7 protein-coding genes and 1 pseudogene are annotated in these 12,028 nt (G+C 70.5%); 3 read left to right on the top strand and 5 right to left on the bottom strand.

The window, feature by feature from the left end; translation table 11 throughout:
• Positions 1–1,259, bottom strand: a pseudogene (locus tag IO29_RS11365) (hypothetical protein); the annotation flags it as partial.
• A gap of 271 nt (positions 1,260–1,530) precedes the next feature.
• Between IO29_RS11365 and IO29_RS11370 the strand changes: the two are divergent.
• Entirely contained in the window at positions 1,531–2,658 is a 1,128-nt protein-coding gene (locus IO29_RS11370) for a glycoside hydrolase family 18 protein (protein WP_051707820.1), read from the top strand.
• 10 nt (positions 2,659–2,668) lie between these two features.
• Here the strand turns inward: IO29_RS11370 and IO29_RS11375 are convergent, their stop codons facing one another.
• The 4 genes from IO29_RS11375 to IO29_RS11390 all read right to left on the bottom strand — a co-directional run bounded on the left by IO29_RS11375 (position 2,669) and on the right by IO29_RS11390 (position 6,575).
• Positions 2,669–3,445 (bottom strand): succinate dehydrogenase/fumarate reductase iron-sulfur subunit, encoded by a 777-nt coding sequence (locus IO29_RS11375; protein ID WP_030381072.1) that lies wholly within the window; start codon positions 3,443–3,445, stop codon positions 2,669–2,671.
• Positions 3,442–5,400, bottom strand: coding sequence for a fumarate reductase/succinate dehydrogenase flavoprotein subunit (locus IO29_RS11380; protein ID WP_030381071.1), 1,959 nt, complete (start codon positions 5,398–5,400; stop codon positions 3,442–3,444). Before IO29_RS11380 ends, IO29_RS11375 begins: the two co-directional genes overlap by 4 nt.
• A gap of 69 nt (positions 5,401–5,469) precedes the next feature.
• Complete coding sequence (locus tag IO29_RS11385) at positions 5,470–6,306, bottom strand: hypothetical protein (protein WP_030381070.1); 837 nt, start codon at positions 6,304–6,306, stop codon at positions 5,470–5,472.
• Entirely contained in the window at positions 6,303–6,575 is a 273-nt protein-coding gene (locus tag IO29_RS11390; protein ID WP_030381069.1) for a hypothetical protein, read from the bottom strand. Before IO29_RS11390 ends, IO29_RS11385 begins: the two co-directional genes overlap by 4 nt.
• 337 nt (positions 6,576–6,912) lie before the next feature.
• On the opposite strand from IO29_RS11390, the gene IO29_RS11395 reads away from it, so the two are divergent.
• Positions 6,913–9,132 carry an ABC transporter family substrate-binding protein gene (locus tag IO29_RS11395; RefSeq protein ID WP_030381068.1) on the top strand — a complete coding sequence of 740 codons (2,220 nt, stop codon included), beginning with the start codon at positions 6,913–6,915 and terminating at the stop codon, positions 9,130–9,132.
• A gap of 446 nt (positions 9,133–9,578) precedes the next feature.
• Positions 9,579–11,495 carry a translational GTPase TypA gene (gene typA, locus IO29_RS11400; RefSeq protein ID WP_030381067.1) on the top strand — a complete coding sequence of 639 codons (1,917 nt, stop codon included), beginning with the start codon at positions 9,579–9,581 and terminating at the stop codon, positions 11,493–11,495.
• Positions 11,496–12,028: the final 533 nt, after the last annotated feature.

A 12,028-nucleotide genomic window follows, 5' to 3' on the forward strand; every position in this document is an offset into this window, starting at 1 on the left:
CAGCGCCACCGTGTGCTCGGGGAGCTGGAAGTTCCCGTCGGGGAGTTTGACCGCGCCCTCCGGGACCGCCGCGCCCTCGGGGAAGTGGAACGTGCCGTCAGGCAGCTTCAGCGCACCCTCCGGCAACGTGAACGCGTTCTCCGGCAGCTTCGGGATCTCGATGTTGCCGACGCCCTTCAGCGCCTTGCTGATGTCGCCGATCTTCGACAGACCCGCCCCGGCGCCCTTCATGACGTACGTCATCGGGTCGATGACCTTGCCCGCCTTGCCCGCCACCGACAGCACCTTGGCGACCGCACCCGCCTTGCCCGCACCCGAAGCCGCGGCGCCCGAGCCGCCGGTGAACACGGTGGTGAGGACGTTGAAGGTGACCGCCCCCGCGGCCCGTGCGGGGTTCTTGCCCCACTCGTCCCACGCCGAATCACGCAGCCAGGAGGGGAGCTTGTCGTCGGGCAGGGTCCAGAAGAGGGTGGAGGCGCCGGGGATGGAGGAGATGACCAGGCCCGTGGCCAGCTGGGCGAGGCCCTTCCACGCCTGGCCCATCGCGTCCCAGCCGCCGAAACCGACCAGCGTGCCCAGACCCTTGATCGTGCCCCACACACCATCGACGATCAGGCCGTCCCACACGAACGACTTCACCCAGTGGCCGACCTCGTACCAGTGGTGCTTCTCCTCCACCGGGTCGCCCCACGGCAGCTTCGCGTTCTTCAGATCCTCCGCGTTGAACCCGTACTGGTCCTTACGGTCCGAGCCGTCGCCCGCGACCATCTGCGTGCCGCCGAAGATCGCCGTGATCTTGTTGTGGCAGGTCCGCTCCGCCGCCCAGAACGCCGCGACCGTCGTCGTGATCTCGTCCCGGAACGCCGCGACCGTCGTCGTGATCTCGTCCCGGATCCCGTTGTGCTCCTCGACCTTGTCCCCGTCGTACTCCCAGTCGTCGTCGTCCTTGACCGAGTTGACGAACGTCGTCGCCTTCGTCTTCAACTCCACCAGCTTCGACACCAGCGGACGGATCTCCGTGGCGTACGACGACAGGGCCGACGAGACCGTCTCCAGGTCCGTCGCGAAATCCTCCGCACGGTCCTTCACCGGCTTCGTCGACGCGAACAACTGCTCCGCCTCCGGAGCCGTGTAGTACGCCGACAACCCCTGGAACCGGTCGTGCGGACGTTGCCCGCGTCCGTCTTCAGCCCCTGATGCGCCAGTTCCAGTTGGAACAGGTCGCCCGTGAACTGCGGTATCTGCTCGGGCTTGATCACGCGTTTTCACCCCCGTGTGTCCGTGGGTCTTCCCGTCGGACAAACTCGCGTCAAGTTCAGACCATCATACAAAGACGTACTGACAGTGCCTCAGGGTTGTTACCGATGGGCCACAAATCTCTTCATGTGTGAGGGACTTGCCCTGGCGCCTCCCGGTTCCCGGCCTGCCCCGTGTGCGGTCTCCGCAACCGGGAGACCCCCACCCGCCGTCCTCCCCCGCAACGCCGGCCACGAGAATCCCCTGGTCGGGACGATCGGAGGGACGGTTCGCGTGGACCAGGTGGGGCAGACGGAACAGACCGAGCAGACCGAGCAGACCGAGCGGAGAGAACAGGCGGAGAGCGCGGGGCACGACAAGGCCCGCAGAAGACCCTGGCTCCGCTGGACCCGGCGCACGCTCCTCGCCCTCGCGCTCCTCCTCGTCCTCCCGCTCCTCGCCATGCAGGCCACGCTCCGCTTCAACTACGCGGGCGACACCGCCGCCGGTACGTACACCCGCGACCGTGACGCCCTCTGGCTCGGTCACGCCTGGGTGGACGGGCGGAAGACCGACGCCGATGTCGCCGCGCTCGCCGGCCGGCTGAAGAAGACCGGTGTCCGCGACCTGTACGTGCACACCGGGCCTCTGGAGCATGACGGGACTCTCCCCAAGTCGCTCTATCCCAGGGCCGGTTGGTTCCTCAAGGCCGTGCACCGCGCGCTGCCGCACGTCCGGGTGCAGGCCTGGCTCGGGGACGTGCTCGCCACCGAGGGGCCGACCGGGATGCGGCTCACCGACGCCGCCACCCGCGACCACGTCGTCGCCTCCGCCCGCCAGATCCTCGACGCCGGCTTCCAGGGCGCCCACTTCGACCTGGAGCCCCTGCACTCCGGTGACCAGGACTACCTCCACCTCCTCGACCGGCTGCACCGCGTCACCGCGGACCACGACGCCCTGCTCTCCGTCGCCGCCCACCAGATCGACCCGCTCCCCGGCTTCCACTCCTTCTGGGGCACGGTCGCCGGGCACCCCAAGTGGTGGTCGCAGGCGTACTTCGGGCAGGTCGCGCGCCGCGTCGACCAGATCGCCGTCATGTCGTACGACACCATGCAGCCGCTGGAGAGCACGTACGGCGGCTATGTCGCCGAGCAGACCTCGCTCGCCCTGGAGGCCACCCCGGCCGGCACCGACCTGCTGATGGGCCTGCCCTTCTACCACGAGAACCGGTTCGGCCACTGGGCGCACGCCGAGACCGTCCCGGGGGCCGTCCGTGGCGTCCGCCTCGGCCTGTCCCGCACCGACGCCGACCGCGCCCACTTCGGCGTCGCCCTGTACGTCGACTTCGCCGCGACGGAGGCGGACTGGAGGGCGTACCAGGAGGACTGGGTGGACGGGGCCCACCCGAACCCAGGCTCCTGACGAGCGGAGATCACGTCCCCGACGACCGCCGCCGGATCTTCGACCCCAGCCACACCAGTGGGTCGTACTTGCGGTCCGCCACCCGCTCCTTCAGCGGGATCAGCGCGTTGTCGGTGATGTGAATGCCCTCCGGGCACACCTCCGTGCAGCACTTGGTGATGTTGCAGTAGCCGAGCCCGTGCTCGTCCTGCGCGGTGCGCTTGCGGTCCAGGCCGGTGTCCTCGGCGGCGTCCAGCGGGTGCATGTCCAGCTCCGCGACCCGCATCAGGAAGCGCGGTCCGGCGAAGGCCGGTTTGTTCTCCTCGTGGTCGCGGACGACGTGGCACGTGTCCTGGCACAGGAAGCACTCGATGCACTTGCGGAACTCCTGCGAGCGGTCCACGTCCTCCTGCATCATCCGGTACTCGCCCGGCGCCAGCTCCGCCGGCGGTACGAACGCCGGGACCTCCCGCGCCTTGGCGTAGTTGAAGCCGACGTCCGTCACCAGGTCCCGTACGACGGGGAAGGCGCGCAGCGGCGTCACGGTGATCGTCTCGGCGCGGTCGAAGACCGACATACGGGTCATGCACATCAGCCGGGGCCGCCCGTTGATCTCCGCCGAGCACGAACCGCACTTGCCCGCCTTGCAGTTCCACCGCACCGCCAGATCGGGCGCCTGGGTGGCCTGGATGCGGTGGATGATGTCGAGGACGACCTCGCCCTCGTTCACCTCCACCGCGAAGTCGGCGAGGCCGCCCCCGCGCACGTCGCCCCGCCACACCCGGAACCGGGCCTCGTAGCCGCTCATTCGTACAGCTCCTCCTCGGCCAGATACTTGACCAGCTCCTCCTTCTCGAACAGGGCGAGCAGGTCCGGACGGATGGGTGTGGTGGTCTCGCGTACGAGCTCGATCTGGCCGCGTACCGGGTCGGTGGCCGCGAGGCCGCCGGTGGGGTCGGCGGGGCGGCACAGCAGGTTGACCGGGCGCCAGGCGTTGTCCATCTCCGGGTGGTCCTCGCGGGTGTGGCCGCCGCGCGACTCGGTGCGCTCCAGGGCCGCCCGCGCCACGCACTCGCTGACCAGCAGCATGTTCCGCAGGTCCAGGGCGAGGTGCCAGCCGGGGTTGAACTGCCGGTGCCCCTCGACTCCGGCCCGCCGGGCCCGTACCCGCAGCTCGGCCAGCTTCTCCAGGGCCCGTTCCATCTCGGCCCGGCGGCGGATGATGCCGACCAGGTCGTTCATCGTCTGCTGTAGCTCCTGGTGGACGCCGTACGGGTTCTCCGGCGGGCGGCCGGCACTCTCACCGCTCTCCTCGCCCGGCTCCGGCCCCTCCGCCGAGAACGGCCGCAGCGCCTCCGCCGCGGCCGCGTCGATCTGGGCGTCGTCCGCCACGGGGCGCGCGTCCGCGTGGGACGCCGCGTGCTCGGCCGCGTGCCATCCCGCCCGCCGCCCGAAGACCAGCAGGTCGGACAGCGAGTTGCCGCCGAGCCGGTTCGAGCCGTGCATGCCGCCCGCCACCTCACCGGCCGCGAACAGCCCCGGCACCCCGCGCGCCGCCGCTGTGTCGGAGTCGACCGCGACGCCGCCCATGACGTAGTGGCAGGTGGGGCCGACCTCCATCGGTTCCGCCGTGATGTCGACGTCCGCCAGCTCCTTGAACTGGTGGTACATCGACGGCAGCCGCCGCCGGATCACCTCGGCCGGCATCCGCGTCGACACGTCGAGGAAGACCCCGCCGTGCGGGGAGCCGCGGCCCGCCTTCACCTCGGCGTTGATGGCCCGCGCCACTTCGTCGCGCGGGAGGAGTTCGGGGGGCCGCCGGTTGTGGTCCGGGTCGTCGTACCAGCGGTCGGCCTCCTCCTCCGACTCGGCGTACTTCTCCTTGAAGACGTCCGGAACGTAGTCGAACATGAACCGCTTGCCCTCGGAGTCGCGCAGCACCCCGCCGTCGCCGCGCACCGACTCGGTGACGAGGATGCCTTTGACCGACGGCGGCCAGACCATGCCCGTCGGGTGGAACTGCACGAACTCCATGTTGACCAGCGGCGCCCCCGCGAGCAGCGCCAGCGCGTGTCCGTCGCCCGTGTACTCCCACGAGTTCGACGTCACCTTGAAGGACTTGCCGATCCCGCCGGTCGCGATCACCACGGCGGGGGCTTCGAGGACGAAGAAGCGGCCCGACTCGCGTTCGTAGGCGAAGACACCGGCGACGTCGCCGTCCGCGTCCTTGAGGATGCGGGTGACCGTGCACTCCTGGAAGACCTTCAGCCGGGTCTCGTAGCCGCCGGTCTCCTTCTTGTCCTCCTGCTGGAGCGAGACGACCTTCTGCTGGAGTGTGCGGATCAGTTCCAGGCCCGTGCGGTCGCCGACGTGCGCCAGGCGCGGGTACTCGTGCCCGCCGAAGTTGCGCTGCGAGATGCGGCCGTCCTGGGTACGGTCGAACAGCGCGCCCCAGGTCTCCAGTTCCCACACCCGGTCCGGGGCCTCGCGGGCGTGCAGCTCGGCCATGCGCCACTGGTTGAGGAACTTGCCGCCGCGCATGGTGTCGCGGAAGTGCACCTGCCAGTTGTCGCCGGAGTTGACGTTGCCCATCGCGGCGGCGATGCCGCCCTCGGCCATCACCGTGTGGGCCTTGCCGAACAGCGACTTGCAGATCACCGCCGTCCGCGCGCCCCGCTCCCGCGCCTCGATCGCGGCGCGCAGCCCGGCGCCCCCGGCACCGACGACCACGACGTCCCACTGCTGCCGCTCCACCACCGTCATCGAAGGTCCCATCCGTCACCGGAGACTCAAAAGCGAAAGAAAGCCAGAACAAGCCAGGAACGAGGAGCATCAGAAGAAGCGCGGATCGTCGAAGACCCCCGACGCCACGAGGTACACATAGAAGTCCGCGACCGCCACGCTCACCAGCGACGCCCAGGCGAGCTGCATGTGCCGGGCGTTGAGCCGCCCCACGAACTGCCACGCCCGGTACCGCACCGGGTGCTTCGAGAAGTGCCGGAGCTTGCCGCCGACGATGTGCCGGCAGGAGTGGCAGGACAGGGTGTACGCCCAGATCAGCGCGATGTTCGCCAGGAAGACGAGGGTGCCGAGCCCCATGTGGCCCCAGGCGTGGTGCGCGTCGCGGAAGGAGAGGACCGTGTCGTAGGTCAGGACGCCCGCGACGAGGATCGCCGCGTAGAAGAAGTACCGGTGGACGTTCTGAAGGATCAACGGGAAGCGGGTCTCACCGGTGTACGTGGCGTGCGGTTCGGCGACGGCGCAGGCGGGCGGGGAGGCCCAGAAGCCGCGGTAGTACGCCTTGCGGTAGTAGTAGCAGGTGAGCCGGAAGCCCAGCGGGAAGATCAGGATGATGATCGCCGGGGAGATGCCCCACCAGCTGCCGAAGAGGTCCCAGTTCGGGCCGGCGTGCATCGGGCGGCACCGCTCGGCCAGGCACGGCGAGTAGAACGGCGAGACGTACGGGGCGGCGTAGTAGTCCGTGTCGGCGAAGGCCCGCCAGGTCGAGTAGACGATGAAGGCCAGCAGCCCGGCGGCGGTGGTGGCGGGCGCCAGCCACCAGCGGTCGGTGCGCAGATGGCGGACGCCGATCGCGGCGCGCGTACCGCCGCGTACGCCGCCGCTGCTCGGACGGGGATCCGTGGCGGGGGGCTCCGTACCGGTCGTCACCTGAGCCCCTCGTCGTCCGAGTCCGTCCACAGGGTGCTGTCGTACGGGGTGTCGGGGATCGTCAACAGCGGTGGGCGGTGCGGGCGTTCGGGTCCGGGGGAGGACTCGCGCAGCAGGGCGACGCTCTCGCGCAGATGGTCGGCGTCGGCCCGGACCCGGCGCATCTCCAGGCCGCCGGAGGAGCCGAGCTGCTGTTCCAGCCGGCGCAGCGACCTGACCAGGTCCTCGACACAGCGCTGAACGGTCGTCAGTTCGTCCTGTACGGACATGGGCGTGACCTCATTTCCGCGGGCCTTCGGGACAGGGCCTGGGGGCGGCACGTACACGCGCCTGCGAGTGTCGCGCGTCACAGTGCGCCCTGGGAACCCGTGTGCACGGATTGACGGCGCGGGCGGTGGTGCCCGGCGCGCGGGGCGGCGTACGAGCCGGGGCGGGCGCGCCGGGCGCGGGGTGCGGTGGGCCGAACGGGTGGGGTTCGGCGGGGGCGGCCGCCGTGTCGCTTGGGCGGGGCCCGGCCCCCGCCATCTGATCGGAGGAGCCGACAAGAACGACAAGAGTGATGAAAGTGCCGAAGTCGAAGACGACGGACCACCGGAGGTGGCAGTGATGTCCCACGACGGCGTCCGGCCGCGCGCCCTGCGGCGCTCGACCGCGTTCCTCCTCGCGGGCGCCCTCACGGTGTCCGCGCTCTCCGCCTGCACCTCCGACGAGAAGGAGAACCGGCCGCCGGCCGGCCAGGACATCGCCCCGGCCGCCCGCGCCCTCGTCGCCGACGGCGGCACCCTGCGCTGGGCGGTGGACGACGTGCCCGCCACCCTCAACACCTTCCAGGCGGACGCCGACGCCGCCACCAGCCGCGTCGCCGGTGCCGTACTGCCGTCGCTGTTCCGGCTCGACGCGCGCGGCCGTCCGCAGCCGAACCCCGCCTACCTGGAGTCGGCGAAGGTGGTCGACACCGAGCCGAGGCAGGTGGTCCTGTACCGGCTCAACCAGCAGGCCGTCTGGAGCGACGGCCGCGAGATCGGCGCCGCCGACTTCGCCGCGCAGTGGCGCGCCCTGTCCGGCAAGGACAGCGCGTACTGGACGGCCCGCAACGCCGGGTACGACCGCATCGCGAAGATCGAGCGCGGCCACGACGACCTCGAGGTGAAGGTCACCTTCGCCCGCCCCTACGCCGACTGGAAGTCGCTGTTCACGCCGCTGTACCCGAAGGAGGTCATGGGTACGCCGGACAGCTTCAACGACAGCGCCCGCAGCAAGCTGAAGGTGACGGCCGGGCCGTTCGCGCTGAAGAAGGTCGACCGCAAGGACGACGAGGTCACTCTCGTGCGCAATCCCCGTTGGTGGGGCTCCCCGGCCAAGCTCGACAAGATCGTGCTGCGGGCGGTGCCGCGCGACGAGCGGATCGAGGCGCTGGCCGGGGACAAGGTCGACCTCGCCGAGGTCGACCCCGACGACGCCGTTGAGATCACCGCCGCGCACGGCACGAGGAGCGGGGCGCCGTCGCAGGGGGCGGCGGGGGCGAAGGCGAAGAAGGACCCGCACAAGAAGAAGGAAGACGGCAAGGCGAAGGGCACGACGGAGGACGAGGCCAGGGCCGAGGAAGGGAGTGACGCAAAGAGCGACGCAAAGGACGAGGCCGAGGCCGCCGCGCGGCGGAAGGCGTTGCGCCGGTACGTCGTCCGCAGCTCGCTCGAACCCGCCTACACCCAGCTCGCCCTCAACGGCTCCGCGGGCGCCCTCGCCGACGAACGGGTCCGCCGGGCCGTCGCCCGCGCCCTGGACCGTACGGAGCTGGCGGCGCTCGTGCTGAAGCCGCTGGGGCTGCCCGCCGTGCCCGTCGGCAGCCATCTCGCGCTGGCCGGGCAGCCGGCGTACGAGGACAACAGCGGCGCGCTCGGCGGTCAGGACGCCAAGGAGGCCCGGGCCCTGCTCGCCGACGCGGGCTGGGTGCTGGGCGGCCCGGTGAAGAAGGAGAAGAAGAAGGACACGGCGGGGGGCAAGGGCGAGAAGGACGACAAGAAGTCCGACGAGGGCGACGACGACGGCACGTACATCGTCGGCGAGGACGACAAGCCCGGCGAGGCGGAGGGCTCCGGGAACGGCGACGGCTCCGGGCGTTCCGAGGAGCGTGCGGCCCGGTCCGCGGACGGCAAGCAGTACCTGGGCGAGCCCGGCACGGCACGGCACGGCGGGGCCCCGGGCGCGTACGCCCCGAAGGGCACCGCGGCCCCGGCCCGCGCGGCCGACGCCGTGCTGGCGAAGGACGGCGAGGCGCTGTCGCTGCGGTTCGTCCTGCCGTCGGGGCCGGGGTCGGCCTCGCTGCGGGCGGTGGGGAAGCGGATCGCGGAGATGCTGCGGAAGGTTGGCATCCGCACGAACATCACCGAGGTGCCGGACGACAGCTACTTCAAGGACCACATCGCGTCCGGCGAGTACGACCTCGCGCTGTACTCCTGGCCCGCGACGGCGTTCCCGGCGACGGACGCGCGGCCGGTCTACGCGAAGCCCGTGCCGGGGGAGGACGGGGAACTGAAGGTCGAGCAGAACTACACGCGGGTCGGGACGGATCAGATCGACCAGCTGTTCGACGAGGCGCTCGTCACGCTGGACCCGGAGAAGGAACGGGAGCTGATGCGCAAGGCGGACTCCCGCATCTGGGCCGGCGCGGCCTCCATCCCCCTCTACCAGCGCCCCCAGCTCACGGCCGCCCGGCCGGACCTGGTCAACGCGGGTGCGTTCGGGTTCCGGACGCCGGTGTACGAGGACATGGGGTACGCGACGAAGACCCCTGATCCGTCGGCGCCGTCCGCCACGTCGTCCTGACGGGTGCGGGTGGGGGCCGGCGGCGGGTTCTCGCCCCCGCCGCCCCTACCCTTCCCGTCCTTGACAAGGGGCTCCGCCCCTTGGACCCCGGAGAGCCCGGGTGGTCGGGGTGCGTTGGCGGGCGCGGGTGTGCGGGGGGTTCTCGCGCAGTTCCCCGCGCCCCTGAAAGCAGGGGCGCGGGGCTGTTTCGCTCTGCGGCTCCGCCGCGTGGGCGCGACCAACCGCAACGACCCCGCACCCGCCAACGCACCCCGGACCCCCGAGCTCCCAGGCGCCCCCGCCCGGAGCGCGTCCGGGGGTCGGAGGGGAGCCCTCCGGGCCCGGACAGCCCGGGCCGGCGCCGGCACGTACCATGGTGTACGGCCGAGGCGTGCAATGCCCGGCATGGCCGGCGCGACTCTGACGGACACGCCGGCCGTCCTCAATCCCGGGAGATACGCCTCACCATGGCTGTGACTGCTACGCGTCACGACATCCGCAACGTCGCCATCGTCGCCCACGTCGACCACGGCAAGACCACCCTCGTCGACGCCATGCTGAAGCAGGCCGGCGCCTTCGCCGCCCATCAGCTCGACCAGGTCGACGACCGGGTCATGGACTCGAACGACCTGGAGCGTGAGAAGGGCATCACGATCCTCGCCAAGAACACCGCGGTGAAGTATCACCCGAAGGACGGCGGGGACCCCATCACCATCAACATCATCGACACCCCCGGCCACGCCGACTTCGGCGGCGAGGTCGAGCGCGGTCTGTCGATGGTGGACGCGGTCGTCCTCCTCGTCGACGCCTCCGAGGGCCCGCTCCCGCAGACCCGGTTCGTGCTGCGCAAGGCGCTTCAGGCCCGGCTGCCCGTGATCCTCTGCATCAACAAGACCGACCGCCCCGACTCGCGCATCGACGAGGTCGTGAACGAGGCCTACGACCTCTTCCTCGACCTGGACGCCGACGAGGAGCAGATCGAGTTCCCGATCGTCTACGCCTGCGCCCGGGACGGCATCGCCTCCCTCACCAAGCCCGAGGACGGCACCGTCCCGCAGGACAGCGACAGCCTGGAGCCGTTCTTCACCACCCTGCTGGCGCACGTCCCGGCCCCCACGTACGACGAGAGCCTCCCGCTCCAGGCGCACGTGACCAACCTGGACGCCGACAACTTCCTCGGCCGTATCGCGCTGCTCCGCGTCGAGCAGGGCGAGCTGCGCAAGGGCCAGACGGTGGCGTGGATCAAGCGCGACGGCACCGTCGCCAACGTCCGCATCAGCGAGCTGATGATGACCGAGGCGCTCACCCGCAAGCCCGCCGAGAAGGCCGGCCCGGGCGACATCTGCGCCGTCGCCGGCATCCCGGACATCATGATCGGCGAGACCCTCGCCGACCCCGAGAACCCGATCGCGCTGCCGCTGATCACGGTCGACGAGCCGGCGATCTCCATGACCATCGGCACCAACACCTCGCCGCTGGTCGGCCGCGGCGGCACCGGCAAGGGCGCCGACGCCAAGGCAGCCGTCAAGGACCGCAAGGTCACCGCCCGCCAGGTCAAGGACCGTCTGGACCGCGAGCTCGTCGGCAACGTCTCGCTCCGCGTGCTGGACACCGAGCGTCCGGACGCCTGGGAGGTGCAGGGCCGCGGCGAGCTGGCGCTGGCCATCCTCGTGGAGACCATGCGCCGCGAGGGCTACGAGCTGACCGTCGGCAAGCCCCAGGTCGTCACCAAGGAGATCGACGGCAAGGTGCACGAGCCGGTCGAGCGCATGACGATCGACGTGCCCGAGGAGCACATGGGCGCGGTCACGCAGCTCATGGGCGTCCGCAAGGGCCGCATGGACAACATGTCCAACCACGGCTCCGGCTGGGTGCGCATGGAGTTCGTGGTGCCCTCGCGCGGTCTGATCGGCTTCCGCACGGAGTTCCTGACGCAGACCCGCGGCACGGGCATCGGCCACTCCATCCACGAGGGCCACGAGCCCTGGTTCGGCACGCTCACCACGCGTAACAACGGCTCGCTGGTCGCCGACCGCGCCGGTGCCGTCACCGCGTTCGCGATGACGAACCTCCAGGAGCGCGGCGTGCTCTTCGTGGACCCGGGCACCGAGGTGTACGAGGGCATGATCGTCGGCGAGAACTCGCGCTCCGACGACATGGACGTCAACATCACCAAGGAGAAGAAGCTCACCAACATGCGGTCGTCCTCGGCCGACTCGTTCGAGGCGATCGTGCCGCCGCGCAAGCTGTCGCTGGAGCAGTCCCTGGAGTTCTGCCGCGACGACGAGTGCGTGGAGGTCACCCCGGAGGCGGTCCGCATCCGCAAGGTCGTCCTCGACCAGCGCGACCGCGCGCGGGCGGCGAGCCGGGCCAAGCACGGCTGACATCCGCCCCCACCGACCGGCGACGCCGGGCACTCCGCGCTGCGGGGTGCCCGGCGTTTCCGTTCGTCCGGGCAGAACGGGGCGCGGGAGGGAATGAGACGAGGGGAACATAGGGAAAACCCTCTGCGACGGGTCCGGACCGGATCAGGGCCCTCCGTTCACCCGTAGCCTTTCGAGTGACCGCCCGGCCCGCGTCCCTCCGGCCGCCGCCGGCGGGCCCGGATGAAGCGCGTCACAGCACGCCCCGCGTCGGCCTCACCTCTGCGAGTGACGGCTCTGCACAGCGGGTAGGGACGCCGCAACCCAATTTCTCCTGTGATCTCCCGTTGAATGTCCGGAATGCGGACGCCCAGTGCCGATAGATGTGTAACAAGTCTGTTTCGGGGTGATCTTTCACCAAACCCTTTGTCCGTATTTCGGAAGAACTGGGCAGTAGGTGTGATCGAACCGAGACCTTTGAGGTGTGGTTCGGTTCCAGCCGATGGCAGATAGTTAGGCGCGTAGATGCTCGGAGCGAAGGGTCACGCGTCGGT

Source organism: Streptomyces sp. NRRL F-6676 (assembly GCF_000725625.1).
In the GTDB taxonomy this organism is placed as follows: Bacteria; Actinomycetota; Actinomycetes; order Streptomycetales; family Streptomycetaceae; genus Streptomyces.